At 66.2% G+C, this 23,351-nt stretch carries 23 protein-coding genes; 14 read left to right on the plus strand and 9 right to left on the minus strand.

From position 1 onward, the window contains the following. Positions 1 to 79 precede the first annotated feature (79 nt). The 4 genes from VOI27_RS19485 to VOI27_RS19500 all read right to left on the minus strand — a co-directional run bounded on the left by VOI27_RS19485 (position 80) and on the right by VOI27_RS19500 (position 3,700). Positions 80 to 910, minus strand: coding sequence for a cytochrome c (locus VOI27_RS19485; RefSeq protein WP_323767647.1), 831 nt, complete (start codon positions 908 to 910; stop codon positions 80 to 82). 115 nt (positions 911 to 1,025) lie between these two features. After that, positions 1,026 to 1,562: a GNAT family N-acetyltransferase gene (locus VOI27_RS19490; protein ID WP_323767649.1), complete on the minus strand. Its 537-nt coding sequence runs from the start codon at positions 1,560 to 1,562 to the stop codon at positions 1,026 to 1,028. Then, positions 1,559 to 2,953 (minus strand): aspartate aminotransferase family protein, encoded by a 1,395-nt coding sequence (locus tag VOI27_RS19495; protein ID WP_323767651.1) that lies wholly within the window; start codon positions 2,951 to 2,953, stop codon positions 1,559 to 1,561. Before VOI27_RS19495 ends, VOI27_RS19490 begins: the two co-directional genes overlap by 4 nt. An 84-nt stretch (positions 2,954 to 3,037) precedes the next feature. Continuing rightward, a complete protein-coding gene (locus tag VOI27_RS19500; protein WP_323767653.1) occupies positions 3,038 to 3,700 on the minus strand; it encodes a GntR family transcriptional regulator in 663 nt (220 codons plus the stop codon). A gap of 146 nt (positions 3,701 to 3,846) precedes the next feature. Here VOI27_RS19500 and VOI27_RS19505 point away from each other — a divergent pair, with 146 nt between their 5' ends. The 13 genes from VOI27_RS19505 to VOI27_RS19565 all read left to right on the plus strand — a co-directional run bounded on the left by VOI27_RS19505 (position 3,847) and on the right by VOI27_RS19565 (position 17,979). Beyond that, on the plus strand, positions 3,847 to 4,932 hold the full coding sequence (locus VOI27_RS19505) for a polyamine ABC transporter substrate-binding protein (RefSeq protein WP_323767655.1): 1,086 nt from the start codon (positions 3,847 to 3,849) through the stop codon (positions 4,930 to 4,932). A gap of 58 nt (positions 4,933 to 4,990) precedes the next feature. Further along, positions 4,991 to 6,112 (plus strand): ABC transporter ATP-binding protein, encoded by a 1,122-nt coding sequence (locus tag VOI27_RS19510; protein ID WP_323767657.1) that lies wholly within the window; start codon positions 4,991 to 4,993, stop codon positions 6,110 to 6,112. Positions 6,113 to 6,432: 320 nt separating this feature from the next. Next, positions 6,433 to 7,323: an ABC transporter permease subunit gene (locus VOI27_RS19515; protein WP_323767659.1), complete on the plus strand. Its 891-nt coding sequence runs from the start codon at positions 6,433 to 6,435 to the stop codon at positions 7,321 to 7,323. Beyond that, on the plus strand, positions 7,320 to 8,135 hold the full coding sequence (locus tag VOI27_RS19520) for an ABC transporter permease (RefSeq protein ID WP_323767662.1): 816 nt from the start codon (positions 7,320 to 7,322) through the stop codon (positions 8,133 to 8,135). Before VOI27_RS19515 ends, VOI27_RS19520 begins: the two co-directional genes overlap by 4 nt. Beyond that, on the plus strand, positions 8,135 to 9,457 hold the full coding sequence (locus tag VOI27_RS19525; protein WP_323767663.1) for an FAD-binding oxidoreductase: 1,323 nt from the start codon (positions 8,135 to 8,137) through the stop codon (positions 9,455 to 9,457). Before VOI27_RS19520 ends, VOI27_RS19525 begins: the two co-directional genes overlap by 1 nt. A 217-nt stretch (positions 9,458 to 9,674) precedes the next feature. Further along, positions 9,675 to 10,751 (plus strand): hypothetical protein, encoded by a 1,077-nt coding sequence (locus VOI27_RS19530; protein ID WP_323767665.1) that lies wholly within the window; start codon positions 9,675 to 9,677, stop codon positions 10,749 to 10,751. 113 nt (positions 10,752 to 10,864) lie between these two features. Further along, positions 10,865 to 11,368 (plus strand): RICIN domain-containing protein, encoded by a 504-nt coding sequence (locus VOI27_RS19535; protein WP_323767667.1) that lies wholly within the window; start codon positions 10,865 to 10,867, stop codon positions 11,366 to 11,368. A 48-nt stretch (positions 11,369 to 11,416) separates the two neighbouring features. Continuing rightward, on the plus strand, positions 11,417 to 12,523 hold the full coding sequence (locus VOI27_RS19540) for a hypothetical protein (RefSeq protein WP_323767669.1): 1,107 nt from the start codon (positions 11,417 to 11,419) through the stop codon (positions 12,521 to 12,523). A 106-nt stretch (positions 12,524 to 12,629) separates the two neighbouring features. Further along, a complete protein-coding gene (locus tag VOI27_RS19545; RefSeq protein ID WP_323767671.1) occupies positions 12,630 to 14,564 on the plus strand; it encodes an ATP-binding protein in 1,935 nt (644 codons plus the stop codon). Between the two features lie 244 nt (positions 14,565 to 14,808). Beyond that, on the plus strand, positions 14,809 to 15,555 hold the full coding sequence (locus tag VOI27_RS19550; RefSeq protein ID WP_323767672.1) for a hypothetical protein: 747 nt from the start codon (positions 14,809 to 14,811) through the stop codon (positions 15,553 to 15,555). Continuing rightward, positions 15,552 to 16,886, plus strand: a complete 1,335-nt coding sequence (locus VOI27_RS19555) for a DUF6638 family protein (protein WP_323767674.1) — start codon at positions 15,552 to 15,554, stop codon at positions 16,884 to 16,886. Before VOI27_RS19550 ends, VOI27_RS19555 begins: the two co-directional genes overlap by 4 nt. Before the next feature lie 3 nt (positions 16,887 to 16,889). After that, entirely contained in the window at positions 16,890 to 17,165 is a 276-nt protein-coding gene (locus VOI27_RS19560; protein ID WP_323767676.1) for a hypothetical protein, read from the plus strand. Positions 17,166 to 17,340: 175 nt separating this feature from the next. After that, positions 17,341 to 17,979, plus strand: coding sequence for a DUF1523 family protein (locus tag VOI27_RS19565; RefSeq protein WP_323767678.1), 639 nt, complete (start codon positions 17,341 to 17,343; stop codon positions 17,977 to 17,979). Positions 17,980 to 17,986: 7 nt separating this feature from the next. Here VOI27_RS19565 and VOI27_RS19570 read toward each other — a convergent pair whose 3' ends face one another. Both VOI27_RS19570 and VOI27_RS19575 read right to left on the minus strand, forming a co-directional pair. Continuing rightward, positions 17,987 to 18,451 (minus strand): hypothetical protein, encoded by a 465-nt coding sequence (locus VOI27_RS19570; protein ID WP_323767680.1) that lies wholly within the window; start codon positions 18,449 to 18,451, stop codon positions 17,987 to 17,989. After that, positions 18,448 to 19,584: a citrate synthase gene (locus VOI27_RS19575; protein ID WP_323767682.1), complete on the minus strand. Its 1,137-nt coding sequence runs from the start codon at positions 19,582 to 19,584 to the stop codon at positions 18,448 to 18,450. Before VOI27_RS19575 ends, VOI27_RS19570 begins: the two co-directional genes overlap by 4 nt. Positions 19,585 to 19,617: 33 nt before the next feature. Between VOI27_RS19575 and VOI27_RS19580 the strand changes: the two genes are divergently transcribed. Beyond that, positions 19,618 to 20,469 (plus strand): phosphate acyltransferase, encoded by an 852-nt coding sequence (locus tag VOI27_RS19580; protein WP_323767684.1) that lies wholly within the window; start codon positions 19,618 to 19,620, stop codon positions 20,467 to 20,469. A gap of 52 nt (positions 20,470 to 20,521) precedes the next feature. Here the strand turns inward: VOI27_RS19580 and VOI27_RS19585 are convergent, their stop codons facing one another. The 3 genes from VOI27_RS19585 to VOI27_RS19595 form a co-directional block, all read right to left on the minus strand. Further along, entirely contained in the window at positions 20,522 to 20,881 is a 360-nt protein-coding gene (locus VOI27_RS19585; RefSeq protein ID WP_323767686.1) for a DsrE family protein, read from the minus strand. Between the two features lie 29 nt (positions 20,882 to 20,910). Next, the gene (xsc, locus tag VOI27_RS19590) at positions 20,911 to 22,692 is read right to left on the minus strand and encodes a sulfoacetaldehyde acetyltransferase (protein ID WP_323767688.1); all 1,782 of its coding nucleotides are present in this window, start codon (positions 22,690 to 22,692) and stop codon (positions 20,911 to 20,913) included. Positions 22,693 to 22,814: 122 nt separating this feature from the next. Next, positions 22,815 to 23,351 (minus strand): glycosyltransferase (locus VOI27_RS19595; RefSeq protein ID WP_323767690.1); only part of this gene is annotated, 537 nt, incomplete at its 5' end.

Below are 23,351 nucleotides of genomic sequence, written 5' to 3' on the forward strand. Positions count from 1 at the left end.
CGCGAGGGGCTGACCCCTCGCTTGCGCCCCGCCGGCCAGAGGCGCGCCGCCCGCGACCGCGGCGCGCCCCACCCAGGCCTCACATGTCCGGCTTGCCCGGCACCGTGCGCAGATAGGCCACCAGCGCGTCGAGGTCCTGTTCGGAGATGCCGGCGAAATTGCCATAGGGCATCGGCGGCTGCATCGCCTCGCCGTCGGGCCGCACGCCTTGCGTCACCATAGTCTTGATCTCGGCGTCGGAATATTCGGCCAGCCCCTCCGGGTGGTTGGTCAGGTTGGGCGAGACCACGGTGCCCCAGGGCCCGTGGAACTCAAACCCGCCACGGCCCATGTTCTCGCCGAGGTCGGGGCCCTGCGGTGTCAGCGGGCTGTGGCATTCCATGCAATGCGCCAGCTGGGCGACGTATTCGCCGTACTCCGCATTGACCGCCGGCTCGGGCGCGGTGACGCTCTCGACCGGCGGGCCATAGGCCGGCGGCAGCGGGATGTTGTACTCCGAGGTGCCGGGGTCATGCTCGACCTCTGGCACGCTGCGCAGGTAGGCGACGATGGCGGCGAGGTCGTCGTCACTGATATTGCGGTACATCGGGATCGGCATCGGCGGGCCGATCACCGTGCCGTCAGGCCGCAGCCCTTCGCGGATGGCGCGGCCCAGCTCGGCGTCGGACCACTCCGACACCCGGCTTGCCGGGGTGATATTGGGGGCAATGGCGGTGAACTGCGGGTTCTTTTCCACCAACCGGCCACCCAGCGCCTGATCGGCAATCGGCCCCTCTGGGCCCATCGGTGAATGACAGTTGCCACAGGCCATCAGGGAGGTGACAAGATACGCCCCCCGATCCATGTGGCCTTCGGCTGCGGCCGAACCGGCCAGACTGGCGAGAAACATGGCAGAAACGACGTGTCGCACGGCTAATCTCCTTTTTGAAATAGGCGACTCGAATCGGAGCCGTCAAATGGAGTTTAGCGCAAGCCGCGCAAATCCCGACGCGCAGATTGCCCTTAGGTCAGCACGTCCGCATCCCTCAGCCCTGCCAGTCCGCCCGGCGAATGCGGTAGCAGACATACTCCGCCGCGCCACGCCCCAGCGTCAGTTCCGCGGTGCCCATGCACTCGGCCCCGATCTTTTCCGCCGCGCGCTGTGACCGCAGGTTGTCGGTCCCGATATCCAGCCAGACCGCATCGTGCCAGCGGAAGCCATGCGCCAGCATCAGCGCCTTCATCTCGCGGTTCGCCGGGCCGCCCCAATGAGCGCGGGCCAGAAAGGTAAAGCCGATCGCCACGCTGCCCGGCCGCTCCGCCACCTCATAAAACCGCGAGGCGCCGATCACGCGGCCGTCCTCCCGCAGGGTCACCGTCAGGGTGCCGCCTGAGGCCAGCAGAAAGTCGAAATAGGGATCGAACACCGCCCGCTCGTGGCGTGTCTTTGCCGGGTGGCCCGCCCAGATCAGCGGATCGGCGGCCGCGCGATAGAGCGCCTCGCGATCCGCCGCCACCAGCGGCCGCAGCTGCAGGGTTTCGCCGGTCAGGACCGGGGCGAAATCGAAGCCGCCGGCCGTCATGCCGGGTTCCAGAGGCCGTCCTTCTGGATCTGCTCCCAGGTCTCGTCCAGCGACCGGCGGGCGCGGTCGATCAGGGTATCAATCTCCTCGCGGGTGATCACCAATGGCGGCGCGATGATCATCCGGTCGCCGACGTGGCGCATCACCAGATTGTTGGCGAAACAGCGCTCGCGGCAGATATAGCCCACGGTGCCCTCCTCGCCGGCAAACTTCGCCCGGCTGGCCTTGTCGGGCGTCAGCGCGATGGCGCCCATCAGCCCGACGATGCTGGCCTGTCCCACCAGCGGGTGATCGGCCAGCGCCTGCCATTTTTCCTTGAGATAGGGGCCGGCCACGTCGCGCACGTGATCGACCACCTTCTCCTCTTCGAGGATGCGCAGGTTCTCCAGCGCCACGGCCGCCGCCACCGGGTGACCGGAATAGGTATAGCCGTGGTTGAACTCGTCTTTGGCAATGGTCTGGGCGACCTCGTCACAGACGATCGACGCCCCGATCGGCGCATAGCCCGAGGACAGCCCCTTGGCGACGGTCATGATATGCGGCCGAATGCCCATGGTCTGCGACCCGAACCAGTTGCCGGTGCGCCCGAAGCCGCAGATCACCTCGTCGGCGATCAGCAGGATGCCGTATTTGTCGCAGATGCGCTGGATCTCGGGCCAATAGGTCTCCGGCGGCACGATCACCCCGCCGGCACCCTGCACCGGCTCGCCGATGAAGGCCGCCACACGGTCCGCCCCATGTTCCAAGATCGCCGCTTCCAGCTCCTGCGCGCGCGCCAGACCAAACGCCGCCGGATCGCTGTCGCCGCCCTCGGCCCACCAATGCGGCTGGTTGATGTGGTGGATATCGGGGATCGGCAGACCGCCCTGGGCATGCATGCCCGACATGCCGCCGAGCGAGCCCGACCCCATCGACGAGCCGTGATAGGCGTTCTTGCGCGAGATGATGATGTTGCGCTCGGGCTGGCCCTTCATCGCCCAGTAGTGGCGCACCATGCGGATATTGGTGTCATTGGCCTCGGACCCCGAGCCGGCAAAGAACACATGGTTGAGATCGCCCGGCGCCAGCTCCGCCAGCTTGGCGGCCAGCGCGATGGCGGGCACATGGGTGGTCTGAAAGAAGGTGTTGTAGAACGGCAGCTCGCGCATCTGCCGCGCCGCCACCTCGGCCAGCTCGTCGCGGCCATAGCCGATGGCGACGCACCACAGCCCGGCCATGCCGTCGAGGATCTCGTGGCCCTCGCTGTCGGTGATCCAGACGCCGTTGGCGCGGGTGATGACGCGCGCGCCCTTCCTTGCCAGCCCCTCGCCCTCGGTAAAGGGATGCATGTGATGCGCGGCATCGAACGCCTGAAGGTCCTCGGTCGGAAGGTGATTGGTGATCATGTTCATCGGGCTCACTCCTCGCGCGCCATGGTTTGGCACCAAAATATGATCAAATTATCCGCTGTCAATCGAATCGAGGCCCGGGGCGGGTCATTCCACCGATTGCAGGATATGTTCCATGCCCTGACGCACATCGTCGGCCATGGCGCCGGCCACCGCCTCGGTCTCGCCCGCGGCCAGCGCCGCAAGGATCGCCTTGTGCTGGTCGGGCAGGCTCTGGGTGCCATACCGGCCGCAGACCACCCGCAGCGAGGGGCCGAATCGCAGCCAGAGCCCTTCGGCCAGGTCATTGAGGATCGGGGCCGCGGCCAGCGCGTTGAGCCGGGCGTGAAAGCGGTAGTTCTCTTCGAGGTAGCCGCGCACGTCGCCGCTGTCGATGGCGGCGTCGAGCCGGTCGTCGATGGCGCGCAGGGCGGCGATATCTGCCGGCTTGGCATGGCCGCAGGCCCGCCGGGCCAGCTCCGGCTCGATCGCGAGGCGGGCGTGGATCAGCTCGCTCACCGCGCCGGCATCAAGCTGCGGCACGCAGACCCGCCGGTTGCCCTGAAAGCTCAGCGCGCCCTCGGCGGTCAGCCGGCGGATCGCCTCGCGCACCGGGGTCATGCCGGCGTCCAGCCGCTCGGTCAGGCCTTGGATGGTGATCGGCGCGCCGGGCGGCATTTCGCCGAACAGCAGCAGCGCGCGCAGCTGGCGGTAGACCCGTTCATGCGCCGGGAGGCCGGGCTTGTCCGGCTGGGGGTCGATCTGGTTCATCCGCTCAAAGTGTCACCGTCTGATGGGGTCTTGCGACTTTACCGCGCCCGATGCAGCATTTCCATGTTGCCTGATACGGCATAATTTGATCAAATCAAGGGAAGGTGGCAAGCAAAATGACCGCCAGAACCCAACGGGAGCCGAAAATGAAGAATACTACCATGCTCTGCACCGCGGCGCTGGCGCTTGGCGCCTCGATGGCGGCGGCGCAGGAGGTCCGGGTCTACAACTGGTCGGACTATATCGACGAGAGCCTGCTGGAGAAGTTCGAACAGGAAACCGGGCTCGAGCTGGTCTATGACGTCTTCGACAGCAACGAGGTGCTCGAGACAAAGATGCTGGCCGGCGGCTCTGGCTATGACGTGGTGGTGCCCACCGGCACTTTCCTGCAGCGCCAGATCCAGGCCGGGGCGTTCCAGCCGCTCGACAAGTCGCAGCTGCCCAACCTGAACAACATGTGGGATGTGATCTCGGATCGCACCGCGAAATACGACCCCGACAATGCCCATGCGATCAACTACATGTGGGGCACCACCGGCCTCGGCGTGAACCTCGGCAAGGTGCGCGAAGTCCTTGGCGAGGATGCCCCGGTCGACAGCTGGGACCTGGTGTTCAAGGCGGAGAACATGGAAAAGCTGGCGTCTTGCGGGGTGCATTTCCTCGACGCCCCGGCCGAGATGATCCCGGCGGCGCTGAACTACATCGGCGAAGACCCCGACAGCCACGATCCGGAGGTGATCGCCAAGGCCGAGGCGGTCTATGACCCGGTCCGACCGCATATCCAGAAATTCCACAGCTCGGAATACATCAACGCGCTGGCCAATGGCGACATCTGCGTCGCGGTCGGCTGGTCGGGGGATATCCTGCAGGCCCGCGACCGCGCCGCCGAGGCCGACAACGGCGTCGAGATCGCCTACAGCGCGCCCAAGGAAGGCGCACAGATGTGGTTCGACATGATGGCGATCCCGGTCGATGCGCCGAACCCCGAGGGGGCGCACAGGTTCCTGAACTTCATCATGGATGCCGAGAACATGGCGGCGGCGTCGAACTACGTCTACTACGCCAACGGCAACAAGGCGGCGCAGGAGCACCTCAACGAGGACGTGATCGGCGATCCGGCGATCTATCCCAGCCCCGAGGCGATGGAGAACACCTATACCACCACGCCCTACCCGGCCAAGGTGCAGCGGGTGGTCACCCGGCTCTGGACCAAGATCAAGTCCGGCACCTGAGCCTGACAGCCAGCCCGCGCCATCCCGGCGCGGGCTTTTTTGTGCACACGGAGTTCCCATGGCCGAAGCCGTCTTTGCCCCCTGGACCGATCCGACCGAGACACCGCTGATCCAGTTCAAGGGCGTGACCAAGCGGTTCGGCGATTTCACCGCCATCGACGATCTGACGCAGGACATCTACGCTAGGGAGTTCTTTGCCCTGCTCGGCCCCTCGGGCTGCGGCAAGACGACGATGATGCGGATGCTGGCCGGCTTCGAGACCCCGACCGAGGGGCAGATCCTGATCGCCGGGCAGGACATGTCGCGGGTGCCGCCGAACAAGCGCGCGGTGAACATGATGTTCCAGTCCTACGCGCTGTTTCCGCATCTGACGGTCTGGGACAATATCGCCTTTGGCCTGAAACGCGAGTCCCGCTCCAAGGACGAGATCGAGGCCCGCGTCGCCGAGATGCTGCGCCTGACCCGGCTCGAGCGCTTCGCCCAGCGCAAGCCGCATCAGATCTCCGGCGGCCAGCGGCAGCGGGTGGCGCTGGCCCGGTCGCTGGCCAAGGCGCCGAAGCTCTTGCTGCTCGACGAGCCGCTGGGCGCGCTCGACGCCAAGCTGCGCCAGCAGACCCAGTTCGAGCTGGTGGACATTCAAGAGAAGACCGGCACCACTTTCGTCATCGTCACCCATGACCAGGAAGAGGCGATGACCGTTGCCACCCGGGTGGCGGTGATGGACGAGGGGCGGATCGTCCAAGTGGCGACGCCGTCGGAGATCTACGAGCAGCCGAATTCCGTCTACGTGGCGGATTTCATCGGCGAGGTGAACATCATCGAAGGCCGCGCCACGCCGCAGGGCGAGGGCTATGACATTGCCTGGGCCGAGGGCCAGCCGCCGCTCCATGCCCAGACCACGCGCGGGTTTTCCGACGGCCAGCGCTGTCATCTGGCGATCCGGCCCGAGAAGATCGCCATCGGCACCGAAGAGCCCGAGACCCGCAACAGGATGCGCGGCAGGATTCATGACATCGCCTATCTCGGCAACCTCTCGACCTATCACGTTCAGGTGCCGGGCGAGCGGATCATCAAGGCGCAGACCGCCAACACCCGCCGCCTGTCACGCCGCGCCCTGACCTGGGAAGACGACGTCTGGCTGAGCTGGTCCGACACCGCCGCCGTGATGCTGGAGGAGTGAGGGATGGTTGACCCGTTTTCCCCGACAACGGCCAAGGAGGCGCGCAGGCGCCCTGCCCGACCTCAGGAGGGCCTTAAACCTTGGCGCAGCCATCGTTCGTCAGAGCGCCAATGGCGGCATTCGGGACGGTTGTTGGATACTGCCCTCGCGTCGCGCCAGAGGCGTGCCGCCCATCAAGGGCGCACCTGCGGTGCGACGAGGAGGTGTCGCCAGTGGTCTCTCGGACCAATCGCGCGACCATTGGCAACCAGGGCGCATGCGCGCCGGGCGGTACGTTCGGGCGGTGTTACGAATCCCGTTGATCGCGAAAGGGGTATACGATGCGCCGCCTGACCCTCATCGCCATCCCCTACCTCTGGCTGCTGGCGCTCTTCCTCGTCCCCTTCCTGATCGTGCTCAAGATCTCGCTCTCGGACACTGCCATTGCCATACCGCCCTACACGCCCACCCTCGACCTCTCGGAAGGCTGGGCCGGCTTCAGGGCGTTCCTGTCCGACCTCGACATGGAGAACTTCACCTGGCTGACCACCGATGATCTCTACTGGAAGGCCTATCTCTCCTCGGTCCGCATCGCCTTCATCTCCACCCTCCTCACCCTGGTGGCCGGCTACCCGATCGCCTATGCCATGGCCCGCGCCAATCCCGAGTGGCGGCCGACCCTGCTGATGCTGGTGATCCTGCCGTTCTGGACGTCGTTCCTGATCCGGGTCTACGCCTGGATGGGGATCCTGTCGAACGAGGGGCTGCTGAACGGGCTGCTTCTGCAGATCGGCCTGATCTCCGAGCCGCTGACCATCCTCAACACCAATACCGCGGTCTATATCGGCGTGGTCTACACCTACCTGCCGTTCATGATCCTGCCGATCTACTCGGCGCTGGAAAAGATGGACGACAGCCTGCTCGAGGCCGCCGAAGACCTCGGCTGTTCGCGCCTGCAAGCCTTCTGGCTGGTCACCGTGCCGCTTTCGAAGCAGGGCATCATCGCCGGCTGCTTCCTGGTCTTCATCCCGGTGGTGGGCGAGTTCGTGATCCCCTCGCTGCTGGGCGGATCGGGCACGCTGATGATCGGCAAGGTGCTGTTCGAGGAGTTCTTCAACAACCGCGACTGGCCGGTCGCCTCCGCCGTGGCGGTGATCCTGCTGCTGATCCTGATCGTGCCCATTGTGCTGTTTCAGCGCAACGAGCAGAAACAGCGGGAGGCCGAGGGATGAACCGCTTTTCGCCGTTCAATGCGATCTCGCTGACGCTGGGGTTCGCGTTTCTCTACCTGCCGATGATCATCCTGGTGATCTATTCGTTCAACGATTCCAAGCTGGTCACCGTCTGGGCCGGGTTCTCGACCCGGTGGTACGGCGAGTTGCTGCAGAACGAAGCCTTCCTCGATGCCGCCTGGGTCACCATTCGCGTCGCCGTGGCCAGTTCCACTATCGCCACCGTGCTGGGCACCATGGCGGCCTATGTGCTGGTCCGCGCCGGGCGCTTCCACGGGCGCACGCTGTTTTCGGGCATGATCTACGCGCCGCTGGTGATGCCCGAGGTGATCACCGGTCTGTCGCTCTTGCTGCTCTTCATCGGCATCGGGCTGGACCGCGGGATCGTGACGATCATCCTCGCGCATACGACGTTCTCGATGTGCTACGTCTCGGTGGTGGTCTCCTCGCGCCTCGTCAGCTTTGACCGCTCGCTGGAAGAGGCGGCGCTCGACCTCGGCTGCACCCCGTTCGAGGCCTTCCGCCTCGTGACCCTGCCGATCATCGCCCCGGCGGTGATCTCGGGGTGGCTCCTGGCCTTCACCCTGTCGCTCGACGATCTGGTGATCGCGTCCTTCACAGCCGGCCCCTCGGCCACCACCCTGCCGATCAAGATCTTCTCGGCCGTGCGCCTCGGCGTCAGCCCCGAGATCAACGCGCTCTCGACGCTGATGATCGCGGTGGTCACCGTCGGGGTGATCACCGCCTCGCTGGTCTCGAAGCGCGCCAGCGTCCGGCAGCAAGCCGAGGAACAGGCGGCCGTCCGCGCCTGATGCAGCGGATTTACGAGGATCACGCCTATTCCGACGCCGCGGTGGCGCAGTGCCTCTGGGCCGCCGACCCGACGCCGCCGCGCCCGACCTATCAGGGCCCCCAGAGCACCGAGGTCGCGGTGATCGGTGGCGGCTTCACCGGGCTCTCGGCCGCCCTGCATCTGGCCGAGGCGGGGGTCGATGTCACGCTGCTCGAGGCCCGCCACATCGGCTGGGGCGCGTCGGGACGCAACGGCGGCTTCTGCTGTCTCGGCGGCGGCAAGATCAGCAACGCAGGTCTCGCCCGCAGGTTCGGCCCTGCGGCTGTCGCCAGCTATCGCGCCGCGGAAAAGGCCGCTGTGGAGCTGGTCGCAGACCTCCTCGAGCGCCATGCCATCGAGGCCGACACCCATTCACAGGGCGAAACCCTGCTCGCCCACAGCCCGCGTCACATGGCGGCCCTGCGCGCAGGGCTGCCGCAGATCGCCGCCGATTACGGGGTTACCCCCGCGCTGCACGAGGCCGCCGATCTCGCCGCCCTCGGCATGTCGGGCCCGTTTCACGGCGGGCTGACCGTGCCGGTGGGCTTTGCCCTCAACCCGCGCAAATACGTCACCGGCCTCGCCCGCGCCGCCGAGGCCGCCGGCGCCAGTATGCATGACGCCAGCCCGGTCACCGCCATCGCCCAGGGCCGCGGCTTCACCCTCACCACGCCCCACGGTCCGCTCAGGGCGCAAAAGCTGATCCTCGCCACCAACGGTTATTCCAGCGATGACATCCCCGTCTGGCTGCGCGCCCGCACCATGCCACTGCAATCGAATATCCTCGCCACCCGCCCGCTGACCCAAGACGAACGCGCCGCCCAGGGCTGGACCTCGCGACAGATGGCCTATGACACGCGGCACTTGCTGCACTACTTCCGGCTGTTGCCCGACAACCGCTTTCTCTTTGGCATGCGTGGCGGCACCTATGCCACGCCGCGCGCCAACGCCCGCCTGCGGCAGAAGATCCACGCCGATTTCAACGCCATGTTCCCGGCGTGGCGCCATGTGGCGCGCCCCCACCTCTGGTCCGGATTGGTCTGTCTGTCGCGCAACCGCACGCCCTTTGTCGGCGCCATCCCCGAGATGCCCGGCGCCTTTGCCGGCCTCGCCTTCCACGGCAATGGCGTCGCCATGGGCAGCTACGCCGGCCGGCTTCTTGCCGCCCTCGCCCGCGGCGCGCCGCCGGAACCCCAATACCCCGAGGCCTTCGCCCGGCCTCCGAGCCGCTTCCCCCTCGGCCGCCACCGCCGCCTCCTGCTCGCCGCCGCCACCGCCGCGCTGTCACTGGCCGACAGGTGACCCTGCTCCGCATTCATCTTGCCAGTCAAACTCCGGGGGTCCGGGGGCTGGCCCCCGATCCGACGCCAGCCCATCACGAAACCCCGCAAAATTTCCCACCTTCCCAAGAGAGGGAACATTTGCCAGACTTTCCCCCAAGACCCTCTGCCGCCGGCAGATGTAAAATCGCATAACATTACCCATATTCAGTCCATCCATTCGCAACAGGAAGCCATCCATGTCCGATTTCGACACCCAGCTGCGGGAAAGCCAGGCCCAGGTGGCCGAGGCGCAGTCCAAGATCTCCGAGATCACCAGCCGGATCGAGACCGCGCGGGAGAAGATGAAACAGGGCACCGAGGCCACCATCGATGTCGAGACCGCCACGCTCGAGGATGTGCACGCCCATACCGAGGTCATGAACGCCAATATCGCCGAGCTGATCATGGGCCTCGACGACGTCACTGCCGCCTTTTCCCGCGATTTCGACGAGATGCGATCCAAGACCGGCTGGGAGAGTTTTGTCGGCATCTTCTCCAAGGGGAAATCCGACGCCCTGCGGCAGGAACGGATGAAGACCGCCAATATCGACGACAAGCTGCAGGACCTGATTTCCAAGTCCGACATCATCACCAAGCTGCTCGAGGGTCAGCTGGCGGTGCTGAACGACCAGAAGGACAAGGTCGAGACCAACCTGACCGAGACGCTGGACGACCGCGAATTCACCGTCGGCGAGCTCGAGGCGACCAAGGCGGAGATCCTCGCCATGGACCCGCAGATCATCGCGTTGGAGAACAAGATCGCGGTCGAACAGGACGCGGCCGCGCGCACCAAGCTGGAAACCGAGCTGGCCAATCTCAACAAGCAGTACAATGCTCTGGTGCAGCAGGAGCAGGTCAAGCTCGCCAAGAGCCAGACGCTGGAGCGCTATATCGAGAAGGGCAAATCCTGGGTCGACAGCCTGCAGAACCAGGCGGCGACGCAGATGGTGCTGATCAACAAGCTGCAGACCGACACCCGCCAGCGGGTGGTGCTTTACGATGCGCTGTCGAAATCGCTCAAGACCGCGCAGCAACAGGACGTGGCGCACCGGATCAACGAGATCGGCGTTAAGACCGACCAGGAGGCGCAGACCGCCATGGCCGCCATCGGCACCGCCACCAACCAGAAGATGGCCGACATGCTCGAAGCGCATGAGGATCACATGGTCTTTGCCCGCGACGTGCTCGAGGCCAAAGCCAAGGCCGACGAACGCTTTGCCCGGCGCTTTGCCGAGATCGTCAAGAAGCACGACAGCAACGCTTACGGGGGCTGAGACCGACCCGCCGGAGCATTGAGGCGTGCCGAAACGGCAGATGCCCAAAAAACTGGCCAGACAGTGATTAATTGATAGACTTCAGGTTCGTAGACTACATTCAAGGACCGAAAATGACTCTGACAAGACGACATTTCATCATCACCGGCGCAGCATTTTCTACGCTGTCCAGCCCAGCCTTGGCCGACCTCAATGCCGCATTCTACTACCGCCTGACCAGCGAGTCTCTTGGCGAGGGCTTTTCTCTCGATTCCCACAACGACACCGGTCATCCGCTCCTGTTGCCCAGCGGCAGCTATTCCGGTCAGCTCTGGCGGCTGACCCCGGTGGGCAAGGGGCGCGTCAGGCTGACCAATGCCTACCTCGGCACCGGACGGTCGCTCGACGTGCGCAATGACGGTGTCAACGACCCGGTGATGCTGGACAGCGGCAATTATTCCGGCCAGCACTGGACCCTGACGAATATCGGCGGTGGCCGCTATCGGCTGACCAATAGTTTTCTCGAGGCCGCCCGCTCGCTCGAGGCCCCACGACGTGGCAATGCGCCGCCGGTCATGGGCAAGAGCGCCCAGCGCAAGAGCCAGTATTGGCGCCTGACCCAGCTTCAGCGGATCTAGAGCGCCAGCACCTGTCGGGCCACCGTGGCCCTGTTTGAAAGTGACACCGTGACCGACACCGCTGCCCTCACCGACACCTTCGCCAGCCGCCGCTACTTTCGCAAGTTCGAGGCGATCACCACCCATCTCGGCCGGGTGGCGGCGGTGATGGAGACCGAGGGCAGCCTGGGCCGCGAGGACGTGAAGATCCTCGCGCGCTACATCCGCGGCCTCGCCTATACCTTCAAGGCGCTGTCGATGAAGTACCTGCTGGTCGGCCGCGACACCGGGCAGTTCTTCGGCTCGCTTGCCATCGACACCACGGAAAGCGGCTTCCCGGTGTTTCAGGAACTGCTGGTGATGGCCAATGACGCCCAGCAGGCCGGCGCGCATCTCGAGAACATGCCCGGCGCGGCGGCGCTCAAGGACCAGATGGTCGGCCAGATCATCTCGGACCGGGCGATCCCGACGCGGCTGCAGTTCGCCCTGTCGCAGCGGCTCTACTACGAGGAATTGCAGCGCGGCCACCTGTTCTGGGCCCGGATGGACCCGCGCATCGACTGGGTCGAGGGCTTCGAGGGGCGGCGCAAGTACCGCATCCACTGGGCGGTCTACGACAGCCAGATCAACCTGCCGACGGTCTATGTGCTCGAGCTTGATGACAGCGGCCGCGTGGCCCTGCCCCGCGACGAACGCCGCTGGCCGGAGGTTCAGCGCCACCTGATGGCGCAGAGCCTCGGCGCGCTGAAGCTGCTGACCATCGCAAGGGGCTTCGACGAGAGCTTTGACCATCTGCACCCCAAGCGGCTGCGCCGGTTTCACATCGGGCCGATGTATTCGCACAGCTTCACCCGCCAGACCGGGCCGATCCGAGAGGTGCTGGCCGAGGCGAAATCGCCGCCGGGCGAGGACTGGGCGCTGGCCTGGACCTCGGAACGGCTGGAAAGCGAGCAGGTCCGCGAAGAGCGCGCCGGCTGGTTCTCTTCCGTCGAGCGCGAGGTCTTTGCGCTCGACCCGTTTTCCGGCCGCGGCGTCGACACCGGCGCCACCGAGACCCAGCGCGCCATTATCCTGCCACAACGCCCGTTCCAGGTGCTGTCAGACCGCAACCCGCCCGGGTTCGCCAGCGTCCGCAAGTTCGTCGTCAGCCCCGGCGGCCGGGTGCTGAGCTATTAAGCGGCGGAGGCAGAGATATGGCCGACGCGCCCCACCGTAGGGTGGGTTTGCACCCCACCTGCCCCGCCACCGCCCCCTCGGGCAGAAAGACCCCGGAGAGCCGCCGATGAGCCAGACCGCCGACCAGATGGAGCTTCGCGAGGAGGACATCCGCAAGCATTACGCTGCGGCCACCGCCTTGCTCACCGGGTTCGACCACAGCCCCCGCATCGCCCGCGCCGCGGCGCCGCAGGCTGCAGACCGCTCTCCGGGCATCCCGCGCAGCTCGCGCTTCCGCTCCACCACGCCGGGGCTCGCCACCCGCCGCAGCACCGCACAACACGGTGTCAAGCTGCGCGAGACCATCGAGGCCGCGGGGGCCGATGACGCGCTGACCACGCCGCTGCAGGCCACCGCGCTGCATGCGCTGCGCCGCGCCATCGCCATCGCCCAGGCCCTGGCCGAGAGCCATGCCGAGGCCACCGGCCTGGCCGATCTCAAGCGCGCCAATCTGGCCAATGCCCTGCCCGCCAACCGCCGGACCGAGTTTGCCGAACGTCTGACCGCCGAGGCGCTGATCACCGCCCATGTCTGGGCCAATGCGCTGGCCGCGCTGCTGTCGCCGCATGGCTCGGAGACGACCGTCGAGATCGCCGAGGTCGAAGAGCTGATCGCCGACAATGGCCAGATCATGCTGCACGGTCTGCTGTGGGAGCTTGACCGGGATATCGCCGCTCAGGCGCCGGAGGACGCCCGGCTGATCGCCACGCTCTCGGGCTTTGCCGAACAGGTGATGGAAAAGACCGCCCAGCGCGCCCGCTCGGCCCCGCGGCTCGCCGCTTTCGAGAGCGCCGCCTGGCATGTCGCCGCCGATGACCTGACCCTGCGCGGCTTCACCCCGGCCAGCAAGGCGGCCGCCTCGACCCTGACGATGAGCTTCAAGAAACCGCATGAGGTCGTCGGCAACCATATCGCCAAATATCAGGCCATGAAGCTGGCGAAAATGCTCATGGCCTATGATTTCACCCGCAAGCTCAACCCCTTTGCCGAGCTCGGCGGCTTCATCTTCACCTTCATGGGCGACGGCATGCCCGGCACCGGCAAGACCACGCTGATCCAGATGATGGCCGGGCTGATCAACGACTACTGTCAGGTCGCGGGCTACCCGTTCCGCTACCAGAACCTCTCGACCGAGAATATCGACAGCTATCAGGGCAAGTCGGGCCAGAACGCCAAGGCCTTCATCGACACCATCCTCGACCCCGGCGTGATCGGCTTCGGCACCATCGACGACATCGACCAGCTGGCGGGAAAGCGCGGCGACCGGCAGTCCTCGGCCGGGCAGCTCGAGATCACCGCCGTGCTGATGGAGAGCTTTGCCGGCGCCAATACGGTGGTGCGCGGCAATTGCACCTTCGGGATGTTCTCGAACTACCCCGAGAACGTCGACGACGCCCTGCGCCAGCGCGCCGGCGCGCGGTTCCTGGTGGACGGGCCGCAGACCCGCGAGGATTACATCGACATCCTGTACCTGCTGATGGGCAAGTCGCACGACATTCCGCTGGGCGATCACGAGGCCTTTGCCGCGCAGGAGATCAAGCGCGCCGTCGCCGCCAGCTACGCGGCCCACGCCCGGCCGCAGGAGGCGGCGCTTCTGCAGGTCTTCGACCGGGTGCAGTCGCAGATCGGCCCGCTCGACACGATCGCGCGGATGGGCAGCTATCTCAAGGCGATCCAGCAGGCCGACCCGCGGTTCACCGGCCGAGCGATCAAGAACATCACCGATGCGGTCAAGGTCCGGGCGATGGATTTCGAACTGCCGGATGAGTGGATGGAGGACCCCGAGCTCTTCCTGTTCCGCGACTACGACACCAAGGCGGCGATGATTTCTGAACTGCGCGTGCCGGTGACGGCAGAGATGGTTCTGCAGGAGATCAACCGCTACGCGGATTCGGAATTCCGCTATGCCGACACGTCGGATGAGGCGGCGATCGAGGCCATGGTGCGGGACTACGGGCGGCAGGATGCGGCGAAACGGCGGTATCTGGAGGAGAAGGGGTGATGTTTGGCTGTTCGCGCCCCGGACTTGATCCGGGGCCTCTTAACGAAGCTTGCGGTGGGGCCCCGGATCAAGTCCGGGGCGGGACAGCGAGAAGGGCCGCGCCCGACTTGGAGGGCGCCGGCATCGCACTCGTTTGGTGTAGTCTCAGTCCGATATTAACGGCAGGTGTATCGGCGCCTGAAACTTCGACTGCAGCTTCCCCGCTCGCGCTAGAAACTTATTGTACAAAAAAAAGGAATTTGGAATGAGCAGAACCGCGTTTTTTCGAAAAATTGGGGCCGAATATGCCAATCAGCGCTGGAGTTGGGCGGCGGTCAACCACGAGAGAAACGAGGTGTATTTTGGCGCTTGGGATGACCGGACAACTCAGTCGTCCGCAGTCATTCTCGAAGACAAGTGGCAGTCGAACTCCGGGCGCAAGTCACCGGGCTACTCTGACGCGGCCAAAAAGCTGAAACTTGTTGAAAACCATGGCTATGCGCTTCAGGTGTTCAAAATGGTGAACGGTCGGCAGCCGAATGAAGATGGCCCCTCGAAAATACTTGAGCTGGACGAAACCTTGTACCCTGCAAGGTTGGTCAGAACCGAGCACCAATGGATAGCTGTGTTCTCGGGGTATGAAGCGGAAACCACTGAGGCCATACATGCAAAGATCGCCAAGCTCTATCCTGAGGGCGCGAAACGTACGATCTCGGTCGAGGCAATCGAACGAAGCGGCGCTGCCCGCAAAGCCTGCATTCGGCATTTTGGTCCGTCGTGTAGAGTTTGTGAAATGGACTTCGGAAACGTCTACGGAGAACTCGGCACAGGGTTCATACATGTCCATCACCTGTACCCCATGAAGTTTGTCGAGAACGCATACTCGGTAGACCCAATCAAGGATCTGGTTCCACTGTGCGCTAACTGTCATGCAATGGTGCATCGGGTGAATCCGCCAATGGCGCTGGAGGAGCTCAAGAAGCTATTGCGGCGACGGTCAGCCCCCAAATGAACCGCCTCATAAAATCCGGCCTGATGTTCGGCAACCTGGTCCGCATCGACGCCCCCGCCCTGGTCGAGCGTTACAACCGCGCGCTCAAGCATCTCGCCGGCAAGCAAACGCAACTCACCGAGTTCCACGTCGATATCTCCGGCCATTCCCCAGAAATCGGAGACGAACTCGGCGACACGCTCTACCTCAACCCCCGCGGCGTCAACCGGCAGTTCATCCTGCTCACCACCGCGCAGAAGACCGCGCCGCTGCTCGAGGCCACCTTCTCGACCTCGCGCACCATCCTGCGCCGCTTCATCGAGGCCAACGAGGCCCAGCTCTTTGCGCTGACCGCCCGCGATGCGGTGGCCGGCGAGCTGGTGAACTCGGTCTTCAGCCTGGCCACCCCCGCCCGGCTGTTCGACATCCGCAAGATCACCGTCGAGGCCGACACCACCGGCGGCACCCTGCGCGAGGCGCACGAGCTGGCGGCGATGGTGGATGACTTCAAGCGCCGCGAGGACGCCTGGTTCGACGACGTGCTGATCGCGCGGATGATCGCGGCCGCTGGGCAGACAGGCGACATCCTCCGCAACCCGCTGCGGCTCGAGACCATGAGCTTCGAGACCGGCAACTTCTGGACCAGCCATTTCGGCGGCTGCTACCTGTTTCGCGACACCCCGAGACCGGCGCTGATCACCGCCGGCGCCACCGACGCGCTACAGGACATGCCGATCAGCCAGGTGTTGGCGATGTCCGACACCAGCCGCATCGCCCGCTTCCTCGAGGCCAACGGGCTGGTCGAGCCGATCGTCACCGCGCGCGGCATCGATGCCGCGGCGATCCTGCGGCAGAAGATGGATTTCATCGTCGTCGACGCCGCGCAGGACGCCGGCATCGACCTCACCGGCGCCACCCGCCGCGACATCCGCGGCCTGGCCCGGCGCCATGCCGACCGGCTGCCGGAGGCCTATCACGGGCTCAACCGGCTGGTGCATTGGGCCGAGGGCGCCGGTGACTGGCCGCATATCACCTCGGACCACCCGGCCTATTTCCTGTCGCTGCGCGCCGCCGCCACCGCCGACCGCGATCTCGTCAACATGCTGCTGGCCGAGCTCGCCCCTGGCGACATCCGCCAGCTCTTCATCTGCCACAAGCAGCTGTTCTACCGGCTCTATCGCGACTGGTCCGAGACCAAGCGCAGCTATGTGGTGGATTTCCTGAGCCGCGAATATCAGGTGGACAAGGCAGGCGCGCGTGCCGCACTCTTCGGTCACGAAGCCCCGATGGAAGAGCCGCGCGCGGCGCCGGCCGCCCGCGTCGGCCCCTGGGGCGCGGCGAAAGGACGATAGACGATGCTGGCATTCCTCAAACTCGCGGGCCTGGGCCTGGTGGCGCTGACCGTGGTCTATGTCTTCCTGTCGCTCTATTCCCGCGCCGTGCGCCGCGACAAGCTCGAGGCGCAATGGGAAGCCGACGGCTTCGAGGGCGACGAGGCGACGCGCCAATCCTTCGTCGAGGACGGACTGGCAGAGTACGACAAGTCGCTGCGCCGCAAGCTGATCCTCGGCGTCTACGTGGTGCCGGTGATCGTCATCACCGCGGTGATCTATTTCACCAACTTCCACTGAGGCACGGCCGGTCCGCTCGTTCTCCGGTACGAGAAATATCCTCGGGGAGATCGCCAGCGCAGCGCCATCTCGCCCAGCCTGGCGCGAGGGCTGGAAAACCCCCGGCCACCCGCCAGAGATGTTTCCAAATCGCTGCAGACGCACTACATAGCCAGTAAACCACGGGGCCCCTCACATGCGTTACATCAAATGGTTCTTCATCCTGGCCTTCTGGGTCCTGGTTGGTGCCTTTTTCCACTACACGCTGCCGCAGCATGACGTTGCGCGGATCACCGACACCGAGACCCGCCGGGTGGATTTCGGCGAGAACTCGATCTTCTGGTCGAGCCCCGACAGCGGCAATGCCACCGGGCAGGTCAACCGCGACGTGTTTTTCATCCAGACGATTCGCGAAAACGGCAAGCCGATGGTCTATCGCAACGAGGACACCGGCTGGGGCTGGCCGCCGTATTTCAAGTTCGACACCGCCAACCTGCAGACCGAGGCGGCCGACATGCGCTCGACCTCGGACAATCCGAAATGGGTGGTGATCAAGCATTACGGCTGGCGCAACGAGTTCCTGTCGATCTATCCCAACGCGGTCGATGTGCGGCGGGTGGACAGCCCCGACGTCACGATCATTCCCTGGACCAACATCATCGTGCTGACCCTGGTGGCGCTGCTGTTCTGGGCGATCTACGTGCGCTGGCGGCGGTTCCGGATGCGGCGTGTCGATCCGATGCTGGCGGATGTCGAGGAAGGCTTTGCCGATGCCACCGATGCGGTGAAGGGCACCGGCAGCCGGATGCGCGGCTGGTTCTCGGGCCGTAAGTAGCGGCCGCTCAGAAGGTCAGAACCTCTTCGCCCCGCTCCGGCAGCGGCGGCTGCGCGGCACCGGCCAGATCGGGCGCGCGGCGCAGCCGGCGGGGCGCGAGTTCTCGGTCGAAGCCGACGATCCACAGCGCGTATTCATCGGTCTCGTAATCCTGCAGCGCCAGCCAGAGCTGCGCGCCGGCGTCGATGTGCAGCGCGATCGGCGCCCAATCCTCGACCGGCGGGCCGGCGATCCAGCCGACCCGGTGCTTGCAGCCGGCGATCGCGGCGCGCACCGCCTGCGGCAGCACCCGCCGGTCGAATTCATGCAGCGCCCGGCAAAGCATCGCCCGGGCCGCCGGCGGCGTCGCCGGCACCTCGGCATGCGGCAGGGCGGGGTCTGCGAGGCTCACCGGCATCTGCCGCCAACGCCCGAGCCAAGCCGCGACACGGCTGTCGGGACGCAGGCTGGGCGGCAACAGGCTCTGGTTCACTCACGGTCTCCTAGGGGCAGATAGGCACGCTGGTCCGGCCCGTTGTAAAGCGTCAGCGGGCGGATCAGGATGTTGTTGCGCTGCTGTTCGAGGCATTGCACGATCCACCCCGGCATCCGGCCGATGGCAAAGATCGGCACATAAAGATCCATCGGGATGCCATGCAGCTGATAAACCACCCCGGAGTAGAAATCCACGTTGACGTTGAGACCATGGCGGGAATAGGGCTTCATCGCCTCAACCACCGCCTGCAAGATCTCGAACCACTCGGGCGCGCCCTTCTCCTCGCCCAGCCGGCGCACGCCCTCGCGCATGTGGCGTGCGCGCGGATCCTCGGCGCGGTAGACCCGGTGGCCGAAACCGGTCACCGGCTCCCTGGCGGCGCGCTTGGCCTTGACGTAGGCGGCGGCGTTCTCGGGGGCGCCGATCTCGCGCACCATCTTCATCACGTCCTCGGCCGCACCGCCATGCGCCGGGCCGGCCAGGGTGGCCAGCGCGGTGACGATGGCGCCATGCAGGTTGGCCTCGGTGCCGACGGTGACCCGGGCGGCGAATGAGGACGCATTGGCGCCATGCTCGGCATGCAGGATGAAATCGACATCGGCCAGCCGCGCCGCCTCGTCCGAGGGGGTCTCGCCGGTCAGCATCCAGAGCCAGTTGGCGGCATGTGACAGCGCTGGATCGGGCGCCACCGGGTCGCGGCCATTGCGGATCGCCTGATGGGCGGCGATGATCATCGGCACCTGGGCGGTCAGCCGGATGCCGTTGCGCAGAAACGCCTTGTCGCCGGTCTCGCGGCTGTCGGGCTCGAGCGCCGCCAGCGCCGAGACTGCGGTGCGCAGCACGTCCATCGGGTGGCCCTGAGCGGTGGCGCGGAGGATGTCGTAGATCGCGTCCGGCAACTCCCGCCCGGCCCGGAGGGCGGCGTCGAACTCGGCCAGCTGCGCCTGCGTCGGCAGCTCGCCGTGGATCAGGAGGTAACAGACCTCCTCGAAGCTGCTGTGCTCGGCCAGGTCGTGGATGGTGTAGCCGCGGTAGAGCAGTTCGCCGGCCCGGCCGTCGATATGGCTGACGCCGGAGCGTTCGAAGTAGACGCCCTTGAGGCCCCGGTTGATCTTCACGTCATCAGTCATCATGGTCTCCTGGGAATAGCGGAAAGGCGGGGCATGGCGGTTCTGGACAGGGCATATGAGCGCGCGCGCGGTCGCGGCGCGCGGGTGGTCTTCCCCGAGATCGACGATCCGCGCGTGGCCGAGGCCTGCGCCCGGCTGCGGGCTGAAGGGCTGGCGGAGCCGGTCGGGCTGGGCGAGGTCACCGGGGCGCAAATTGCCGCCCTGCAGGCCAATCGCGGCATGAAGGAGGGGATCGCGCGGCGGATGCTGGCGCGGCCGCTGATCCGGGCGGCGGCGATGGTGGCGGCAGGCGAGGCCGAGGCCATGGTCGCCGGTGCCGACAGCCCGACCGCCAAGGTGATCGAGGCGGCGGGGCTGGCGATCGGGCTGGCGCCGGGGGTGGCGCTGCCCTCGTCGTTCTTCGTCATGGTGTTTCCCGACGGGCGCGAGATGATCTTTGCCGATTGCGCGGTGAATGTCGCGCCGGATGCCGAGGGTCTGGCCGCCATCGCCAGCGCCTCGGCGGCCTCTTGCGAGGCGCTTCTCGGCCCGGCGCGGGTGGCACTTCTGTCGTATTCCACCGGCAGCAGCGGCGCGGGTCCCGGCGTCGAGGCGGTGCGCCGCGCAGCCGAGGCGAGCGGCTTTACCGGCCCGATCCAGGCCGACGCGGCGCTGAACGCGCGGATCGCAGAGAAGAAGGGGATGGGCGCCGGCGATGCCAATGTGCTGATCTTTCCCTCTCTCGACGCAGGCAACATCGCCTACAAGCTGGTGCAGGAACTGGCCGGCGCTCAGGCCATCGGCCCCTTCCTGCAGGGGTTCCGCCGCCCCGTCTGCGATCTCAGCCGGGGCGCGACGGTCGCCGATATCGTTGCCGCGACCGCGGTGACGGTGGGGCTGGGGTGACGGCTTTCCCGAAGGTCTCCGCCCCGCCCCGCCAGTGGCCCTCCGACAGTCGTCAGTAGCAGAGCACGGTCTCGGCCTCCGCCGCCAGCGCCACGAGTTTTGGCGGCATGGCAAACGCTGCCGGGTGGCCTTGGAGCAGGCTGTCGTCATAGCCCCGCGCCTTGGCGGATTTGCCCGACAGGTAGAACCGAACACCGGCCTCCTTGAGCGCTGGAAGCAGCTCGGAGATCCGGCCGGTGCCCTGCCCCTCGGTCCCGCCGTGGTCGGGCGACAGAAGGTGCACCCCGTCGCCGGCAAAGAAGATCACTGTCTCATGACCCTCATTGGCCGCGGCCAAGGCAACGGTGCAGCCCAGCGTTGCCGTGTTCGGCGTCGCGGGGCCGCTGTGGATGTGGATCAGGAACCGGCTCATGACATCCTCCCTTGGTCATTGCCCGCCGATCATACCGCAGGCGTCTGTGGCCGCATATCCGAGGCGTCGATCCCCGCCACGGCGACCGGCTTCTTCATCGCGTCACGGCGGAAGGGCTCGCCCAGTTCCTGGTTGATCAGCGCCTCGATCAAGGTGGTCTTGCCGTTCTGCATCTGGTCCTTGATCGCCTGGTCGAGTGCAGCGGTCAGTTCGTCCATCGTCTTGGCCTGCACGCCCTGAAGGCCGCAGGCCTGGGCGATGCCGGCATAGCTCACCCCGTCGTCGAGCTCGGTACCGACGAAGTTGTCCTCGTACCACAGGGTCGAATTGCGCTTTTCCGCGCCCCATTGATAGTTGCGAAACACCACCATGGTCACCGGCGGCCATTCCTCGCGGCCGATGGCGGTGAGTTCCGTCACCGCGATGCCGAAGGCGCCATCGCCGGCAAAGCCCACCACCGGCGTCTCGGGGCAACCGATCTTGGCGCCAATGATCGCGGGAAGCCCGTAACCACAGGGGCCGAAGAGCCCGGGAGCGAGGTACTTCCGGCCCTGCTCGAAGCTCGGGTAGGCATTGCCGATGGCGCAGTTGTTGCCGATGTCCGACGAGATGATCGCCTCGCGCGGCAAGGCGCTCTGGATCGCGCGCCAGGCCATGCGCGGGCTCATCCAGTCGGGCTTGTCGGCGCGGGCGCGCTCGTTCCACGTGGTGCCGGGATCGTCGTCCTCGTGGTCCATCGAGGCCAGCTGCTGCGCCCAGGCGGATTTGGTCTGGCTGATCAGGTTCTCGCGGTCCTTGCGGCCCTCGTCGCCGGCGCTGTCGTCCAGCCGCGCCAGAATGCCCTCGGCCACCTTCTTGGCATCACCGACGATACCGACCGAGACCTTCTTGGTCAGGCCGATGCGGTCAGGGTTGATGTCGACCTGGATCACCTTGGCATCCTTGGGCCAGTAGTCGATGCCATAGCCCGGCAGGGTCGAGAACGGGTTGAGCCGGGTGCCGAGGCAGAGCACCACATCGGCCTTGGAGATCAGCTCCATCCCGGCCTTGGATCCGTTGTAGCCCAGCGGCCCGGCAAACAGCGGATGCGAGCCGGGGAAGGCATCATTGTGCTGGTAGCCGACGCAGACCGGCGCGCTCAGACGCTCGGCCAGCTGCATCGAGGTGTCGATCCCGCCTGCGAGCACCACGCCGGCACCGTTGAGGATCACCGGGAATTTCGCCTCGGACAGCAGCTTTGCCGCCTCGGCCAGTGCGCTCTCGCCGCCAGAGGGGCGCTCGAAGGCGACCATCTCGGGCAGCTCGATGTCGATCACCTGGGTCCAGTAGTCGCGCGGCACGTTGATCTGCGCCGGGGCGCTCGCGCGGTGGGCGTTCAGGATCACCCGGTTGAGCACCTCGGCGATGCGCGAAGGATCGCGCACCTCCTCTTGATAGGCCACCATGTCCTCGAACAACTTCATCTGCTCGACTTCCTGGAAGCCGCCCATGCCGATGGTCTTGTTGGCGGCCTGCGGCGTGACCAGCAGGAGCGGGGTGTGGTTCCAGTAGGCAGTTTTCACGGCGGTGACGAAGTTGGTGATGCCGGGGCCGTTCTGGGCGATCATCATGCTCATCTTGCCGCAGGCGCGGGTATAGCCGTCGGCCATCATCCCGCCGGAGCCTTCGTGGGCGCAGTCCCAGAACTGGATGCCGGCCTTGGGAAACAGGTCAGAGATCGGCATGAAGGCCGAGCCGATGATGCCGAAGGCATGTTCGATCCCGTGGCGCTGAAGCACTTTCACGAAGGCTTCTTCGGTGGTCATTTTCATCGGTCGGGGTCTCCTGCAGAATCTGTGGATCGGGCCATGGCCCGTCGCTTTGCCGCAGGCTAGTGGTTTGGCTGCCGGCGCGATAGGGCCAATGTCTGACGGCGGATAGGTCCAGTCGCGGGCTAGCGGTGCCGGGCCCGCAGGTGGCCATCGACCGCGCGGCCCCAGGTGTCCCAGTTCAGCCGCTCGGTGTATTCCCGCCGGGCCGAGCGGCGCAGCGCCGCATGGGCCTCGGGTGTGGCGAGATAGGCCTCGACACGGGCGGCAAAGGCCGCGGCGCCGGAGCCCAGCGGCAGGGCATGGCCGTTGACACCCTCGCGCAGCGGCACCCCGCCGATCCGCAGGCACAGCGCCGGCAGGCCGTGGGCCGAGGCCTCGCAGACGGTGAACCCGTAGCTTTCGAGCGCCGGCTGGAACAGGAAATGCCCGCGCCGCATCACCTGCGTCAGCCGCGCCCTGTGCTCTGGCCGGTGCCGGTCGAGCGGGCCGTGCAGCACCACGCCCGCCGCCGCCCCCTCGGGCGGCGTCGCGCCGACCACGTCGAGCACCGCATCCACCCCGCGCGCCCGCAACAGCCGCACCGTCTCGAGCGCCAGCGGCCCGCCGCGCGCGCGCCAGTCGCGGCCGATCAGCACAAAGCGCAGCGGCGCGGCGCGGCT

The sequence above is a fragment of the Marinovum sp. genome (assembly GCF_034669705.1).
Taxonomy (GTDB): Bacteria; Pseudomonadota; Alphaproteobacteria; order Rhodobacterales; family Rhodobacteraceae; genus Marinovum.

Bases quoted from the DNA above. Each gene is read 5' to 3' on its own strand.
- VOI27_RS19565 (WP_323767678.1), top strand. From the start codon at position 17,341: ATGCGTTACATCAAATGGTTCTTCATCCTGGCCTTCTGGGTCCTGGTT.
- xsc (WP_323767688.1), bottom strand. From the start codon at position 22,692: ATGAAAATGACCACCGAAGAAGCCTTCGTGAAAGTGCTTCAGCGCCAC.
- VOI27_RS19500 (WP_323767653.1), bottom strand. From the start codon at position 3,700: ATGAACCAGATCGACCCCCAGCCGGACAAGCCCGGCCTCCCGGCGCAT.
- VOI27_RS19510 (WP_323767657.1), top strand. From the start codon at position 4,991: ATGGCCGAAGCCGTCTTTGCCCCCTGGACCGATCCGACCGAGACACCG.
- VOI27_RS19545 (WP_323767671.1), top strand. From the start codon at position 12,630: ATGAGCCAGACCGCCGACCAGATGGAGCTTCGCGAGGAGGACATCCGC.
- VOI27_RS19575 (WP_323767682.1), bottom strand. From the start codon at position 19,584: ATGACTGATGACGTGAAGATCAACCGGGGCCTCAAGGGCGTCTACTTC.
- VOI27_RS19520 (WP_323767662.1), top strand. From the start codon at position 7,320: ATGAACCGCTTTTCGCCGTTCAATGCGATCTCGCTGACGCTGGGGTTC.
- VOI27_RS19525 (WP_323767663.1), top strand. From the start codon at position 8,135: ATGCAGCGGATTTACGAGGATCACGCCTATTCCGACGCCGCGGTGGCG.
- VOI27_RS19585 (WP_323767686.1), bottom strand. From the start codon at position 20,881: ATGAGCCGGTTCCTGATCCACATCCACAGCGGCCCCGCGACGCCGAAC.
- VOI27_RS19495 (WP_323767651.1), bottom strand. From the start codon at position 2,953: ATGAACATGATCACCAATCACCTTCCGACCGAGGACCTTCAGGCGTTC.
- VOI27_RS19515 (WP_323767659.1), top strand. From the start codon at position 6,433: ATGCGCCGCCTGACCCTCATCGCCATCCCCTACCTCTGGCTGCTGGCG.
- VOI27_RS19530 (WP_323767665.1), top strand. From the start codon at position 9,675: ATGTCCGATTTCGACACCCAGCTGCGGGAAAGCCAGGCCCAGGTGGCC.
- VOI27_RS19490 (WP_323767649.1), bottom strand. From the start codon at position 1,562: ATGACGGCCGGCGGCTTCGATTTCGCCCCGGTCCTGACCGGCGAAACC.
- VOI27_RS19580 (WP_323767684.1), top strand. From the start codon at position 19,618: ATGGCGGTTCTGGACAGGGCATATGAGCGCGCGCGCGGTCGCGGCGCG.
- VOI27_RS19560 (WP_323767676.1), top strand. From the start codon at position 16,890: ATGCTGGCATTCCTCAAACTCGCGGGCCTGGGCCTGGTGGCGCTGACC.
- VOI27_RS19505 (WP_323767655.1), top strand. From the start codon at position 3,847: ATGAAGAATACTACCATGCTCTGCACCGCGGCGCTGGCGCTTGGCGCC.
- VOI27_RS19535 (WP_323767667.1), top strand. From the start codon at position 10,865: ATGACTCTGACAAGACGACATTTCATCATCACCGGCGCAGCATTTTCT.
- VOI27_RS19555 (WP_323767674.1), top strand. From the start codon at position 15,552: ATGAACCGCCTCATAAAATCCGGCCTGATGTTCGGCAACCTGGTCCGC.
- VOI27_RS19550 (WP_323767672.1), top strand. From the start codon at position 14,809: ATGAGCAGAACCGCGTTTTTTCGAAAAATTGGGGCCGAATATGCCAAT.